12 protein-coding genes are annotated in these 13737 nt (G+C 70.0%); 7 read left to right on the top strand and 5 right to left on the bottom strand.

The annotated features are described in order from the left end of the window. Nucleotides 1-365: 365 nt before the first annotated feature. A complete protein-coding gene (locus EV141_RS06115) occupies nucleotides 366-1130 on the bottom strand; it encodes a type 1 glutamine amidotransferase (protein WP_130485082.1) in 765 nt (254 codons plus the stop codon). A 212-nt stretch (nucleotides 1131-1342) separates the two neighbouring features. Here EV141_RS06115 and EV141_RS06120 point away from each other — a divergent pair, with 212 nt between their 5' ends. Next, nucleotides 1343-2701 (top strand): glutamine synthetase family protein, encoded by a 1359-nt coding sequence (locus tag EV141_RS06120; RefSeq protein ID WP_130485083.1) that lies wholly within the window; start codon nucleotides 1343-1345, stop codon nucleotides 2699-2701. A gap of 81 nt (nucleotides 2702-2782) precedes the next feature. Here EV141_RS06120 and EV141_RS06125 read toward each other — a convergent pair whose 3' ends face one another. Continuing rightward, a complete protein-coding gene (locus EV141_RS06125) occupies nucleotides 2783-3595 on the bottom strand; it encodes an acetoacetate decarboxylase family protein (protein ID WP_130485084.1) in 813 nt (270 codons plus the stop codon). 218 nt (nucleotides 3596-3813) lie between these two features. Between EV141_RS06125 and EV141_RS06130 the strand changes: the two genes are divergently transcribed. Genes EV141_RS06130 through EV141_RS06140 form a run of 3 tightly spaced genes read left to right on the top strand, consistent with a single transcriptional unit; the run spans nucleotide 3814 to nucleotide 6388 of the window. Next, nucleotides 3814-5355 carry an APC family permease gene (locus EV141_RS06130; RefSeq protein WP_130485085.1) on the top strand — a complete coding sequence of 514 codons (1542 nt, stop codon included), beginning with the start codon at nucleotides 3814-3816 and terminating at the stop codon, nucleotides 5353-5355. A gap of 37 nt (nucleotides 5356-5392) precedes the next feature. Beyond that, nucleotides 5393-5659, top strand: a complete 267-nt coding sequence (locus tag EV141_RS06135) for a hypothetical protein (RefSeq protein ID WP_130485086.1) — start codon at nucleotides 5393-5395, stop codon at nucleotides 5657-5659. Nucleotides 5660-5671: 12 nt separating this feature from the next. Next, nucleotides 5672-6388, top strand: coding sequence for a gamma-glutamyl-gamma-aminobutyrate hydrolase family protein (locus tag EV141_RS06140; RefSeq protein ID WP_130485087.1), 717 nt, complete (start codon nucleotides 5672-5674; stop codon nucleotides 6386-6388). On the opposite strand, the gene EV141_RS06145 is transcribed toward EV141_RS06140, so the two are convergent. After that, on the bottom strand, nucleotides 6341-7432 hold the full coding sequence (locus EV141_RS06145) for a phosphotransferase (protein WP_157985520.1): 1092 nt from the start codon (nucleotides 7430-7432) through the stop codon (nucleotides 6341-6343). The two genes, EV141_RS06140 and EV141_RS06145, sit on opposite strands and share 48 nt — an antisense overlap. A 97-nt stretch (nucleotides 7433-7529) precedes the next feature. On the opposite strand from EV141_RS06145, the gene nudC reads away from it, so the two are divergent. Together nudC and EV141_RS06155 are read left to right on the top strand one after the other, a co-directional pair. Further along, complete coding sequence (gene nudC / locus EV141_RS06150; protein ID WP_130485089.1) at nucleotides 7530-8477, top strand: NAD(+) diphosphatase; 948 nt, start codon at nucleotides 7530-7532, stop codon at nucleotides 8475-8477. Continuing rightward, the gene (locus EV141_RS06155) at nucleotides 8474-10186 is read left to right on the top strand and encodes an ATP-dependent helicase (RefSeq protein ID WP_130485090.1); all 1713 of its coding nucleotides are present in this window, start codon (nucleotides 8474-8476) and stop codon (nucleotides 10184-10186) included. Before nudC ends, EV141_RS06155 begins: the two co-directional genes overlap by 4 nt. Here the strand turns inward: EV141_RS06155 and EV141_RS06160 are convergent. Both EV141_RS06160 and EV141_RS06165 read right to left on the bottom strand, forming a co-directional pair. Beyond that, on the bottom strand, nucleotides 10155-10958 hold the full coding sequence (locus EV141_RS06160; RefSeq protein ID WP_130485091.1) for a hypothetical protein: 804 nt from the start codon (nucleotides 10956-10958) through the stop codon (nucleotides 10155-10157). The two genes, EV141_RS06155 and EV141_RS06160, sit on opposite strands and share 32 nt — an antisense overlap. 115 nt (nucleotides 10959-11073) lie before the next feature. Next, entirely contained in the window at nucleotides 11074-12471 is a 1398-nt protein-coding gene (locus EV141_RS06165; protein WP_130485092.1) for a zinc-dependent metalloprotease, read from the bottom strand. A gap of 126 nt (nucleotides 12472-12597) precedes the next feature. On the opposite strand from EV141_RS06165, the gene EV141_RS06170 reads away from it, so the two are divergent. Further along, nucleotides 12598-13713, top strand: coding sequence for a YlbL family protein (locus tag EV141_RS06170; protein ID WP_241969121.1), 1116 nt, complete (start codon nucleotides 12598-12600; stop codon nucleotides 13711-13713). The last annotated feature ends 24 nt before the right edge of the window (nucleotides 13714-13737 follow it).

Consider the following 13737-nt stretch of genomic DNA (forward strand, 5'->3'; position numbering starts at 1 on the left):
CTTTTTCTAGGGGTGGTGGTATACGCGTCCTGGATTGCTCAGCATGTCGGAATTCAGCGCAAAGAAGATTTGCTACATCGCCAAGCGGCTGGACTCGAACTCCAAGAACTCTTGACAGGCGCTGCTGCGACATCGACCGAGCGGCGAAGCCGAGAAGTTGGGCGCCGGCAAAGTTGGTATGTCGTTGGATATGACCACAGTCGTCACTCGGGAAAGTTCACCTCAGCGGACCGACAGAAGATGAACGACTACGGGATGGACGCGGACACGTATCTGACTAACTTCTTGGAGCGAGAGTAACCTAGCGCCACTTTGTGACACCAAAGCAAAGAACGCAGTCCATGCCCAGGTACGTAAAGATCTGATCATCCGCGTTGCGCGGTTGGCCGCAGATAGCGCTCTGCGCGCGGCGCCCACGCCCGGGTTGGCAGCTCGGCCACCTGGGTGAGGAACGCGTCGACAAGCGCGAAGGTGCGCTCGCGCGCGGCATCCTGCTCGGCGACGGTCTGCGCCAGCATCACCGCAGGGTCTTGCCCGTCGGCGTCGACCTTCGCGGCCCCGCCCCAGTCGAGCCAGCCCTTAAGCCCCGCGGCGTCGAGCTCGGGGTGAAACTGCACGGCCAGCGAACGGCGAATCGTGAAGGCCTGCGAGGCGACCGGGTTGCGCGCGATCTCGACGGCGCCGGGCGGCACGACCCAGCGGTCGTAGTGAAACTGAAACCACGGGCCCTGGCCGACGAGCGACGGACGGTCGCTCCAGATCGCCGTCCAGCCGATCTCGCCCTTGGGCGCCGGCGCCACCGAGCCGCCCATCGCGCGGGCGATCAGCTGACCGCCGAAGCAGATGCCGAAAACGGGGATATCCCGCGTGACGGCGTCGCGCATCCACTCGATTTCGGGCACGAGCCAAGCGCCGATGCAGGCGTCGTCCCACGCGCCCCAGGGGGCGCCGAGCGGCACGATCACGTCGTAGTCACCCGCGTCGGGGAAGGCGAAGGGCACGTTGGGCGAGCCAAACTGCGCCTCGTCGACGACTTGAACCGTGTCGATGTCGAAGCCGTGGTGAGCGAATCGTTCGCCGACGGGGCCGAGCGGCGAAACATGGTCGTGCTGGATGAACAGGGCACGCATCGCGGGAACTCCTCGCTGAGATCGCGGTCGCCGAATGCGAGCAGCGGATGCGCGAATCGGCGTGGCGGCCCATCGACGCGCCGCCATCGCTACAGTATCGTTTGTTTACGAACGAATCAGTGACGATTCGCCAGGGCGCGCCCGCGACGACCCCACCCGTTGCCGCGGCACACCGCCCAGAAACGCCACGAGTGCCACAAGGGAGTCGCACCATGACGCACAGCCTCGCCAACCTGCAGAGCGAGCTCATCGCCGCCGAGATCGACGTTCTCCGCGTGATTTACGCCGACATCATTGGCACGATCCGCTCGAAGGATCTGCTCGTGAGCGAGCTCGACAAGATCCACCACGGCGGGCCGACCTTCTGCCAGGGCGTGTGGGTGACGACTACGCAAGGCGGCGTGCTTGACGGCGCCGACGTGCTGTCGAACGGCCTCGAAGACTTCGTCACGCAGATCGTGCCCGAAACGTGGCGCGCCCTGCCGTGGGAGCCCGGTGTCGCCTACGTCGTCGCCGGCGCCAACAACCCCGACATGACCCCGAACGAGCTCGCCCCGCGCACGCTGCTCGAGCGCATGGTGAACGAGTACAAGGCGATCGGCCTGGTGCCGGTGGCCGGCCCCGAGCTCGAGTTCTACATCGCCGACGTCAACGACGACGGCACCTACCGACGCGCCATCAACCCCACGGGCCGCGTCTACACCTCGGGCGCCACGGTCGACCCGAAGGGCACCTTCCTGCACCTGCTGCGCATGCTCGACCGCCTGCGCATCGGCGTGTTCGCGGGCAACCACGAGTTCAGCCCCAGCCAGTACGAGATCAACATTTGGCACAGCGAGGCGCTCGACGCCTGTGACCGCATTTGGATGCTGAAGGCCGGCGTCAAGGACGTCATCGCCCGTCTCGGCCAGGCCGCCACCTTCGCCGGCAAACCGTGGAGCGACGAGGGCGGCAGCGGATTCCACCTGCACCTGTCGGTGGAGAGCCCCACGGGTGAGAACCTGATGCACGACGCCTCGGCCCCCGACGGCCTGAGTGCGACCGCCCGCCACATGATCGCCGGCATCATGGAGCACGCTCCCGCGCTGGTCGCGATCTGCAACCCCACGGTGAACGCCTTCCGCCGCCTCGGACCCGACACGCTCGCGCCGTACCGCGCCAACTGGGGCCTCGACAACCGCAGTGCGATGGTGCGCATCCCGCCGGAGCGCGGCGGCGGCACCCGCCTCGAGATCCGCCTCGGCGACGGGGCGGCGAACGCCTACCTGATGACCGCCGCGCTGTTGGCGGCAGGCCTCGACGGCATCCGCCGCGAGCTCGAGCCGCCGGCCGCCGCCGTTGGCTACGCCTACGAAGACGAGTCGCGCCCCGTGCTGCCGATGACCCTCGGCGACGCCCTCGACGCCCTGCGTGCCGACGAGCGTCTCATCGAGCTCATGGGTGGCCCGCTCGTCGACGTCTTCGAGGTGATGAAGCGCGACGAGATCGAGCGCTTCACCGAGGTGGTCGGCGCAGAGCTCCCCGACGAGGTCACCGAGTGGGAGGTCAAGGAGTACTTCCTGGATCTCTGATCACCGGCACTGCCGAGAACGAAAGAACGGGGATGCACGCAGTGCGTGCATCCCCGTTTCGTCTGTTCTTGGGGCGGTCGCCTACACCGCCGGGTTCGACTGGTCGTGCACGAGCGTGCCGCCGTTGAACGTCACGCCCACCTCGCGGTAGTACGCGCCGATCTTCTCGTGCACGGGCAGGATCGAGGCGAGTTCGTCCCAGGGCGAGTCGAACAGCTCGAGGTCGAAGTCGCCGCGCCAGGTCGCGCCGATCTCGGCGTCGGTGGTGCTCATGGTGATGAGCTGGTCCATCGAGTTGCCGGCACCGGGGGTGATCGACGGCATCCAGCGCGAGTGCAGCATGGGGTGGCCATTGACGAAGCCGTTCGTCTCGCTCTCGGCTTCGAGCGTGACGACGAGCGAGGCGAGCCGGTGATCGTAGGCGGCGAGCGATGCCCCGATGCGAGCGCCCGGGGCGAGGCGTGGCGCCGCGCGGCCGACGTTCATGACGCGCGTCACGGCCATCGAGCCGAGCTTCTTCGGGTAGCCCTGGAACCAACCGCGCGCGATCGCAAAGTCTTTCGTGACCCAGATCGCGACGCAGCGCGTGTACGTCGTCTCCCCGCGCTTGACGCGCACGACAGCGAAGGTCTCGAGGTACTGCGAGCGCTGCGGGTCGAGCAACTCGGCGCCCGACGCCGAGCATGACTGCCAGTCGGCCCAGATGAGCGCGACAGCGCCCGGGTCGTCGTCGGCGAGCTCGAGGCCCTCGGGGAGGAGGGCTGCGACGTTGGCGGGGTCGGTGCGGTACTCGGCGGTGAGTAGCGTCCCGGAGTAGTACCACGGCATGTCGGGCACGATCGCGCTCTTGCCGGTGGGGGTTTTCGGGGCCATGAAGCCGGTGAGGTCAGCCATTCCCTCAGCCTAGCGATTCATTCGGAAACAAACGATAGGCAATTTTCGCGGATGCGCACCCGCGATTGGGCGCCACCCGACCGCCGGCGACTTGCCGTCGCGATGCGCCCATATCGATGCGTTCGGATGCTTGACGCGGCCCCGCGCATCCGTCACGCTAATCGCACATCGTTTCGACCCAAACGATTTTCCGCTCAATGAGGAGTCAGGGAAGTTCTATGTCCGATCAATCCACCCCCACACCCACCCCGACCGCCGCTTCCGGCGGATCTCACGCTCACGCTTCCGCCGGCAGCCAGCTGAGGCGCGGCCGCATCGGCATTGCCGGCATCGTGTTCTTTGTCGTGGCCTCGGCCGCGCCGCTCATCGGCATGACCGGTGCAGTGCCGGTCGCCATGGTGCTCGGCAACGGCGCCGCCGTGCCCGGTGCCTACCTCGCCGTCGGCCTCACGCTGCTGCTCTTCACGGTCGGCTACGCCGCCATGAGCCGCACCATGACAAACACCGGCGCGTTCTTTGCCTACGTCGGCAAGGGCCTCGGGGTGAATGCCGGCGTCGCCAGCGCGTTCGCCGCCGTCGTCGCCTACGTCACCATCCAGCTCGCGATCTACGGATTCTTCGGCGCCGTCATGGGCGGCACGATGGCGAGCATCGGCCTCGATCTGCCCTGGTACGTCTGGTCGTTCATCGGCTGGGCACTCGTCACGGGGCTCTCGCTCTTGAGCGTTGACGTCGGTGCGAAGTTGCTCGGCGTGCTGCTGACCCTCGAGGTGCTCGTGCTGCTCGTCGTCGGCATCGCGTCCCTCGCGAGCGGCGGGCCCGAGGGCAGCGATTTTGCCGCCTCCTTCAGCCCGGTCGCTGTCTTCGCGGGCGGATTCGCCGGAACCGCGGGCATCGCGCTCGCCTTTGCCTTCGCCAGCTTTATCGGATTCGAGGCGACGGCGATCTACGGCGAAGAGTCGACCGATCCGAAGCGCACCGTTCCCGTCGCGACCTACGTCGCGATCGCGGTGATCAGCATCCTGTTCGCCGTCGTGTCCTTCGGCATGGTGACGGGCATGGGCGCCGGCGGTGTCATCGACGAGGTGCTCGAGCGTTCCGACGGGCTCGCGACGCCGGAGGGCGTGCTGTTTAGCCTCGCCGAGCAGTACGTCGGCGGCTGGCTCATCGCGCCCATGGCGGTGCTCGTGTTGACGAGCCTCTTCGCGGGCCTGCTCGCCTTCCAGAACGCGGCGTCGCGCTACTTCTTCGCCCTCGGCCGCGGCGGCGTGCTGCCGAAGCGCCTCGCGGCGACGAACGCGCAGGGCGCCCCCGTCGGCGGCGTCATCGTGACCTCGGCGCTCGCCGCGCTCGTCATGGTGATCTTCGCGATCGCGCAGCTCGACCCGGTGGGCAACCTGTTCTTCTGGATGAGCTCCGTCACGGTCATCGCGATCGTCACGGTCGAAATTCTCGTCTCGATCGCGGTCATCCGGCACTTCGCTTCACGCGGCGAGGGCGGCGTCTGGCAAACCAAGATTGCCCCCGCGCTCAGTGCCGTGCTGCTTGCCCTTGGCCTGTACCTGCTCATGTCGCGGTTCAACCTGCTCGCCGGAACGGCCCCGGCCGACGTCGACCCGTCGCTGCCCGAGAGCGCCTGGGCGCTGAACGGTCTCGGCTGGTTCCTGGTGCTGTTGCCGTTCATCGCGCTCGCCGTCGGGTTCATCGTCTCGGCGGTGCGCCCGAAGAACGAGCAGCTCGTGAAGGACTTCGCGAGCTAATCTGCCCGCCTATTCGCCCGTCGATGAGGAGCCCATCATGACCACCGACGCATTCGACCTCGATGTCTCACCCGAGCATCCGGTCGATGAGGCGGCGTTTGCCGCGATCGAGCGCGAGCGACTGCTCGCCGCGATCGCCGCGCTGCCCGCCGACCTCCGTGCCGGCATGACGGGCATCCTCGTCGACGGGCGCTCCTACTCCGACGTCTCGCAAGACCTGGGGGTTCGGCAGTCAGAGTTGGTCCGCGCGGTCCAGCGCGGCAAGGCGATCATTCTGCGGTCGATCGCGCCGCAGGCCAGCTGAGCGGGCGCATCGATGACGGTACTGATTGGCCTGAGCTCCTACATGGAGCAGGCCGCGATGGGTCTCTGGGACCGCCCCGCCGCCGTCCTGCCGCGCGTCTACTCCGACTGCGTTCTCGGGGCGGGCGCCGCCTTCGTCGCCTTGCCCCCACAACCGGCGAGTGAGGATGCGGTTGCGCGCGTTCTCGACGCCGTCGACGCCCTCATCATCACGGGCGGCAAAGACGTGGATGCGCGCCTCTATGGCCAAGACCCGCATCCCGACAACGACGCCCCGCGCCCCGACCGCGACGCCTGGGAGATCGCGCTCGTGCGGGCCGCGATTGCCCGCGATCTGCCCTTCCTCGGCATCTGCCGCGGCCTGCAGATCCTCAATGTGGCGCTCGGCGGGACGCTCATTCAGCACCTGCCCGACGTGATCGGCTCGAACCGCTACAGCTACGGGGGCGCGGTGTTTGCCGACAACCCGGTGCTCGTCGAGCCGGGCAGCAGACTCGCCGGCATCGTGGGCGAGCAGCTGACCGTGAAGAGCTACCACCACCAGGCGCTCGACCGCGTGGCCGACGGCCTCACGGTGAGCGCGCGCGGCGATGACGGCGTCGTTCAGGCGGTCGACATCGACGGCATGAGTTTTGGGGTGGCCGTGCAGTGGCATCCCGAAGAGTCGCCCGACGACCTGCGGCTATTCGCGGCCCTCGTCGACGCCGTCGAGCAGCGACGAGCGCGCTGACGGGGCCCCGCCCGCATCACCGCGGGGCTTTGCCGCGTCGACCGAGCGCTCGGCGAGGTCGCCGTCGGCGAGGTCGATCGCCTCGGTGAGGCTGCCCGAGCGGCGCTCCGCTCCGTCGACCGAGCGGGCGAGCGGGTGCATGACGTCGCCGCCGACGCGGTCGAGCAGCGCGTGCAGCATTTCGACGGCATCGTCGACGATCTCGGTCGACCGCTGATCGGTGCCGTGCAGCAGCCAGCGCGCCACTTCGAGCTCGGCCGCGAATGTCGCACGCGCGACCACCTGGCGGTCGTTGACGCCGCGCGCCTGCGTGTACGCGTCGAAGGCTGCTTCGGGCACGGCCGGGTCGGCCGAGCCGAGGATCCAGAACAGGTCGCGCGCGGGGTCACCCACCTGCAGGCGCGACCAGCCGAGCACGCCCGTGATGGTCTCGCCAATGGCTAGCAGCGACGCGGCGCTGAGCGAGCCGTTGATGACAGTGGGGGTGAACTGCCAGAGACTCTGGTCTTCCGCGGCAGACTCCCAGCGGGTCAGCAGCGACGCCGGAACCAGCCCGGTCGCCGCCGCGCGGTCGAGGGTCGCGACGGCCTCGCGCACGACGTCGACGGGGCGCCACTGCGGAAGCCCGACGTCGCTGACCACGCTCGTCGGCAGCGCGTGCACGGCGGCGATCGCGCGCCCGATTGAGGCTGCCTGCCCGGGGGTGATTCGTTGCAAGTGCAGCGATGTTCCGTCGAGATAGTCGGTCACCACGCCCCGCACGCCGCCGAGCAGCGTCTGCCCGATGATGCGTGGCACGGCGAAGGGCAGGCGCGCGCGTACGCCGTCGCTGAGCGCCCGCAGGGCGACGAGGTCGGCCGACTGCTGCTGCTCGGCGGCCGGCGTGCGCGGCATGCGCATCACGAGCGTGCGCCCGTCGCGGGCGGCGAGCATCGCCACATCGGCGTCGCCCCCGGTGCTGCCGAGCCGTTCGGCCTTAACGACGTCGAGGCCGGGAACGGCTGCCGTCGCGAGCGCGGCTAGAGTGAGGGGGGTCCTGGCCATGCCCACCAGGGTAGGTGCGCGGGGCCCACGAGGCGGCGCGCGCCACACGGTCCGGTTCGCACGTCCGGCTCTCGCACGTCCGATTTCCGGGAGTTTCATGCACCGCTCGCTCACCGCGTCGTTGCCGCTGTCGCGGTACCGCATCGACCGCGACCACCTCACCCGCGAGCGTCCGCACCTGTTCGACGAGCTGTGGGCCGATTCCCGCACCCGCGTGCTCGCGCTGTGGCGCGGCGAAGTCTTGCTCACTCCGGCGACTGAGCCCGCGCTCGCCTTTCTCACCCCCGATCAGCTTCCCGCGGATGCCCTGCGCATCTACCTGGGGAAAACGATCGATGACGACGACGCGGCCACGGGCATCCCCGCCGGTTCGCCGATCGTCGCGGTCGTCGTCGACGACAACGCGGGCCCCACCCTTGCCGCCGACATGGTGCGCTGGGGCAACCCCCGCACCTTCGGCCATCAGCTCTGTGACCGCGATGCAGGCCTCGCGATCGAGGCGCTCGGCATCGCCAATTGGCACGCGACCCACGAATTCTCGCCGCGCACGGGCAACCCCACCGAGCCAGGTCGGGGCGGCTGGGTGCGTGTTGACGTCGAGACGGGCCGCGAGATCTTCCCGCGCACCGACGCGGCGATCATCGTGGGCGTGACCGACGAACACGACCGCCTCGTGCTCGGCAGCAACGCCCAGTGGGAGACGAACCGCTTCTCGCTGCTCGCCGGCTTCGTCGAGCCGGGAGAGTCGCTCGAGGCCGCCGTCGTGCGCGAAGTGTTCGAAGAGTCGGGCCTCACCGTGGTCGACCCGCAGTACGTCGGCTCGCAGCCGTGGCCGTTCCCGGCCTCGCTCATGCTCGGCTTCCGGGCCACGCTCGACACCGCTCGGGCAAGCTCGCTGCGCCCCGACGGCACCGAGATTCTTGACCTGCGCTGGTTCAGCCGCGACGAGCTGGCCGCGAGCCTGAACGACATCGTGCTGCCGAGCCGTACCTCGATCGCGCGCGCCATCATCGAAGACTGGTTCGGCGAGCCCCTTCCCGCATGACCACCGTCACCGCCGACCGCCTGCTCGCCCAGCTCGACGACCGCCAGCGCGAGGTCGCCGAGGCGCTGGTCGGCCCGGTCTGCGTGCTCGCCGGCGCCGGCACGGGTAAGACCCGCGCCATCACGCACCGCATCGCCTACGGGGTGGCCACCGGCGCCTATGACCCGCGCCGCGTCATGGCGCTCACCTTCACGACCCGGGCGGCGGGCGAGTTGCTCGGCCGGCTGCGGGCCCTGGGCGCGGAGGGGGTCTCGGCCCGCACCTTCCACTCGGCGGCCCTGCGCCAATTGGCCTACTTCTGGCCCACCGTCGTGGGTGGCGCGCCGCCGCGCGTGCTCGACGGCAAGGCGCAGCTGCTCGGGCAGGCGGCGCAGACACTGAAGATCCGCGTCGACACGGCCGCGCTGCGCGACCTCGCCGCCGAGATCGAGTGGCGCAAGGTCAGCCGCCTGTCGATCGACGAGTACGCCGTGCGGGCCCCGAGCCGCGGGCTGCCCGGCGGATTGACCGTCGAGCAGGTCGTCGACCTCCAGAAGCGCTACGAAGCGGTCAAAGACGAGCGCCGGCAGATCGATTTTGAGGATGTTCTGCTCGCCACCGCGGGGATGCTCGAGAACGAAGCGCGCGTCGCCGAGCAGGTGCGCGAGCAGTACCGCTTCTTCGTCGTCGACGAGTACCAAGACGTGTCGCCCCTGCAGCACGACCTGCTGACGCTGTGGCTCGGCGGCCGCCGCGAACTGTGCGTGGTCGGCGACGCCTCGCAGACCATTTATTCGTTCGCCGGGGCGACGAGCGACTACCTCGTGCGGTTCGGCGACGAGTACCCCGAGGCTGCCCTGGTTCGGCTGGAAGACAACTACCGCTCGACGACCCAGATCGTTGACAGCGCGAACCGGCTCATGCGCGGCAGGCCCGGGGCGCTGACGCTGCGCGCGGCGCGCGACGGGGCGTCGGGGCCTGCCCCGAGCATCCGGCAATTCGGCGACGACGTGACCGAGGCCCAGTACGTCGCCGAGCAGGTCGCCCAGCGCATCGCCGACGGCGCCGCGCCCGAATCGATCGCCGTGCTGTACCGCATCAACACGCAGTCGATCGCGCTCGAGGCCGCCCTGCGCCGCCAGAACGTTCCCGTGCAGTCGCGAGCGAACAGCCGATTCTTCGACCAGCCCGAAGTGCGCCAGGCGATGCTGTTGCTGCGCGGCGCATCGGTTGCCGTCGGCGACGAACCGCTGTTCAAGAGCGTGAGCGACGTGCTGCGCGGGCTCGGCTGGCGCCAAGACCCGCCCATCGGCGGGGGCGCCGAGCGGGCGCGCTGGGACGCCATGAACGCCCTGCTGGCGCTCGCCGAAGAAGCCCCCGCGGGCACGACGCTCGGCCAGTTCGTCGACGAGCTGCGCACGCGCGCCGAGCAGCAGCACGCGCCGACGATCTCGGCGGTGACGCTCTCGACCCTGCACGCGGCGAAGGGTCTCGAGTGGGATCACGTGCACCTCGTCGGCCTGTCGGAAGGGCTCGTGCCGATTAGCTACGCCGGCACCGACCTTGCCGCGATCGACGAAGAACGCCGCCTGCTGTACGTGGGCCTGACCCGTGCCCGACGCACCCTCGCGCTGTCGTGGGCCGCCACCGGGCCCAGCAGCCGGGGCGAGCGCAGCCCCAGCCGCTTCCTCGCCGAGCTCAGCCCGCCGCGATCGGCGTCACGGCGCTGAGTTCGAGCCCCCGGCAGCCGCAGCGCGGGCTCGGGCCCCACGCGCGCTCGGATCGCTCGCCGGTCTCGGTGTCGAGTCGCACCTGTCGGGGCGAGCGCTCGGCGAGAATGCGCACGATCTCGAGCGCCGCCTCGGTCGCCGCGAGCTCGGTGTCGGCGGCCGCTTGCGTGCGCCACAACTGAGTGCCGATCGCGGGCCAGGCGGGGTCGGCGTCGGTGCGCTGCTGTTCCACGCAGGCCAGGCACGGCGTCAGCCCCGGGTCGACGAGGGGCCCCACGGTCACCGCGAGCTCACCGAAGACGACCGGCAGATGCAGCACGTCGCGGTTCAGCCAGCGCGTGTGCTCCAGCGGATCGATCACGTGGTGGCTGACGAGCACCACGGCCGCGACGTCGCGCGCGTCGAGGTCGTCGCCCCGCGCGGCCGTGACCACGCGGAAGCCCGCGCTCGCGAGCAGCCCGGCGATGCGGCCCGTCGCCCCCGTCGCCTCCCCGATGACGGCGAGCCGTGGGCGCGTCGCCTCGGTGGCGGGCGGAGCGAACGCTGGCGAGAGCCGCTCGACGAGACGCGTCACGCGCTCGGGTGAGACGCGTGCGAGTTCGGCGAGCACGTCGAGCCCATCGCGGGTGACCCCGGTCGACAGCGCCGCGATCAGTCGGGCCTCGCCATCGCCCACGTCGTCCACCACGACGACCACGGGGTCGACGCCGATCTGTACGGTGCGGGGGTCGCGCCAAACGAGCGCGCGGCGGGGGTCGAGGCGCAGGATCATGGCGCACATGATGCGCCGCGGGCGTCGCCGTGCGGGGGCGTTGTGCACACCCGCCGTCACCCGCGCCAACTACCCCCGCACGCGGCTCCGGCCGGACCTCCTGCCGGGCGCCGGATCAGGCGGTCGGTTCGGCGCTCGACGGCGGCTCGTCCGGCGCCTCGCCGGGGCCGCGCTCGACGGGGCGGTCGCCCTCGTCGGCGAGCAGATCGCTGAGCGCCTTGTCGAGCGCATCGGGCTCGGTCGTGGCCTCCGTCATTGACCGGATGCGCGCATCCGGGTCGTCGATGTCGGCCGCGGTCGGCATGATGTCGGGGTGCGCCCACAGGCCGTCGCGGGCATCCGCCCCGACGGCGTCGGTGACCGCGCGCCAGAAGGCGGCCGCCTCGCGGAGGCGCCGGGGGCGCAGCTCGAGGCCGACGAGCGTCGCGAAGGCGCGTTCGCCCGGCCCGCCCGACGCGCGGCGGCGGCGCACCATCTCGGCGACCGCGTCGGCCTTCGGGATGCGCCGGGTCGCGTCAGCCGTCACCACGTCGACCCAGCCCTCGATCAGCGCGAGCGTCGTCTCGAGCCGGCCAAGCGCCTGCTGCTGCGATTCGGACTTCGGCTCGATCAGCTCGCCGCTCGTGAGCAGCTCCCGCAGGCCGTCGAGGTTCTGGGGGTCGAAGTCGGCGGCGAGCGCCTCCAGTCGATCCGTTCTGATCCGGGTTCCGCGCGTGGCATCCGTGATGGCGCTCGTCAGGTGGGCGCGCAGCCAGCGGGCGTGCCGGAAGAGGCGCGCGTGCGCGAGCTCACGAACCGCCAGGTACAGCTGAATCTGATCGGTCGGGATGTCGAGGTCGGTGCCGAACGCCGTGACGTTCTGCGGCAGCATCGCCGCCTGCACCTCGGTCTCGTCCCGCCCGGGTAGCAGCGGAATGCCGATGTCGCCGCCCGAGACGACCTCTGCCGACAAGCGCCCGATCACCTGACCGAGCTGCAGTGCGAAGAGGGCGCCGCCGACCTGGCGCATCATCTGGGTGGCGCCCGCGAGCATCCCCTTCAGTTCTTCGGGAACCTGCTCGGCGAGCACGGTCGTCATCGAATCGGCGATCGAGTTCGCCACCGGGTCGGCGAGCTCTGTCCAGACGGGCATCGTCTGGTGCGCCCACTCGGCGCGGGTCAGCAGCGCCGGCTCGCTCGTCAGTTGCGTGATCGTGGTTGCCTCGTCGAGCCAGAGCGCGGCGACGCTGAGCGCCTGCCGCAGACGGTCGAGCTCGAGGTCGCTCGTGCGCGTCGAGCCCTCCGCGGCGATGCGGCCGGCCTCCTCGCGGGCGGTCTGCCAGTCGATGCCGTCGCCCGAGGCGTTCATCGCCTTGCGCAGCTGCCCCATGAGGCGCGCCATCATGACCGGGTCGGAGGGCAGGCCCGCGGCGCCCGCCAGCTTCGACGGGTCCATGTCGCCCTCCCCGGACAGGAATTTGCGCATCATGTCGCGGAACTCGTCGTCGTTCGCCCCGAGGGGGTTCTCAGCCATGGTTCCTACGCTAATGCGGTTGTGCCCCGCGAGCCCCGGGCGTTCGCCGTAGGCTGACCGGGCTCACAGTCGCGGTTCAGCCCCCGCACCACCCATCCCGATCACCCATTGCCCCGAAGGAGACGCGTGAGCCTGTTCAGCGACGACGACGATGCGCGCGTCTCGTCGACGGTCCGCCGCGGTGGCCGTCGCGTGGGCCTGTTGATGATGGCCGTCACCGTCTTCGGGATGCTGGGGCTCGCGATTCTGCCGTCCCCGTACGTCATCGAGCGCCCCGGCCCCGTCTTCGACACCCTGGGTTCGGTCACCGTCGACGGCGACGAGGTGCCGCTGATCGAGATCCCGAACGAGACGACGTACCCGACCGAGGGGTCGCTGAGCCTGCTCACCGTCAACGTCCTCGGCAACCGCGAGAGCTCGCCGAACTGGTTCGAGGTCATGCGTGCGTTCGTCACGCCGTCGCAGTCGGTCGTCCCCGTCGACCAGGTGTTCCCCGAGGGGGTCACGACCGAGCAGCGCCGCGAGCAGTCCCGGGTTGACATGGAGAACTCGCAGCAGGAGGCCGTCGCCGCCGCCCTGCGGGCCCTCGGCGAGCCCTACGAATCGCGCCTGATCGTCGTCGATGTCGTCGAGGGCAGCCCGGCCGAGGGAACGGTGCAGGCCGACGACGAGATCGTGGCGGTCAACGGGGTGCCGGTGCGTGACGTCACGGCTCTGCGCGACGAGATCGCCACCAACGGCGTCGGTGGCGCTGCCGAGATCACGGTGCGCCGGGGCGGCGAGCAGCAGGTTTTGTCGGTCACCCCCGAGCTCTCGGAGGGTGCTGACCGGGTGCCGGTCATCGGCGTGCTGATCGCGGGCGAGTACGAGTTCCCAATCGACGTGCGCATTCGCCTCGACAGCGTGGGCGGGCCGAGCGCCGGCATGATGTTCGCACTCGGCATCATCGACAAGCTCACGCCCGGATCGCTCGCGGGCGGGGCCGACGTCGCCGGTACCGGCACGATCGCAGCTGATGGCAGTGTCGGCCGCATTGGCGGTGTGGTGCAGAAGATGTTCGCGGCCGAGGGCGTCGGCGCCGACGTCTTTCTTGCGCCCGCCGGCAACTGTGACGAGATCACCGGCAACATTCCGGGTGATTTGGATGTCTACCCGGTCGCGACGCTGGACGAGGCGATCGCCGTGCTCCAGGCCGTAGGCGAGGGTGCGTCGACCGCGGATTTCGCTCGCTGCGGACTCTAGGTGACGCCCCGGTAGGCGTTCAGC

It is taken from the genome of Microcella putealis (assembly GCF_004216575.1).
In the GTDB taxonomy this organism is placed as follows: domain Bacteria; phylum Actinomycetota; class Actinomycetes; order Actinomycetales; family Microbacteriaceae; genus Microcella; species Microcella putealis.

Bases quoted from the DNA above. Each gene is read 5' to 3' on its own strand.
- EV141_RS06165 (WP_130485092.1), bottom strand. From the start codon at position 12,471: ATGGCTGAGAACCCCCTCGGGGCGAACGACGACGAGTTCCGCGACATG.
- EV141_RS06155 (WP_130485090.1), top strand. From the start codon at position 8,474: ATGACCACCGTCACCGCCGACCGCCTGCTCGCCCAGCTCGACGACCGC.
- EV141_RS06115 (WP_130485082.1), bottom strand. From the start codon at position 1,130: ATGCGTGCCCTGTTCATCCAGCACGACCATGTTTCGCCGCTCGGCCCC.
- EV141_RS06120 (WP_130485083.1), top strand. From the start codon at position 1,343: ATGACGCACAGCCTCGCCAACCTGCAGAGCGAGCTCATCGCCGCCGAG.
- nudC (WP_130485089.1), top strand. From the start codon at position 7,530: ATGCACCGCTCGCTCACCGCGTCGTTGCCGCTGTCGCGGTACCGCATC.
- EV141_RS06145 (WP_157985520.1), bottom strand. From the start codon at position 7,432: ATGGCCAGGACCCCCCTCACTCTAGCCGCGCTCGCGACGGCAGCCGTT.
- EV141_RS06125 (WP_130485084.1), bottom strand. From the start codon at position 3,595: ATGGCTGACCTCACCGGCTTCATGGCCCCGAAAACCCCCACCGGCAAG.
- EV141_RS06160 (WP_130485091.1), bottom strand. From the start codon at position 10,958: ATGATCCTGCGCCTCGACCCCCGCCGCGCGCTCGTTTGGCGCGACCCC.
- EV141_RS06140 (WP_130485087.1), top strand. From the start codon at position 5,672: ATGACGGTACTGATTGGCCTGAGCTCCTACATGGAGCAGGCCGCGATG.
- EV141_RS06130 (WP_130485085.1), top strand. From the start codon at position 3,814: ATGTCCGATCAATCCACCCCCACACCCACCCCGACCGCCGCTTCCGGC.
- EV141_RS06135 (WP_130485086.1), top strand. From the start codon at position 5,393: ATGACCACCGACGCATTCGACCTCGATGTCTCACCCGAGCATCCGGTC.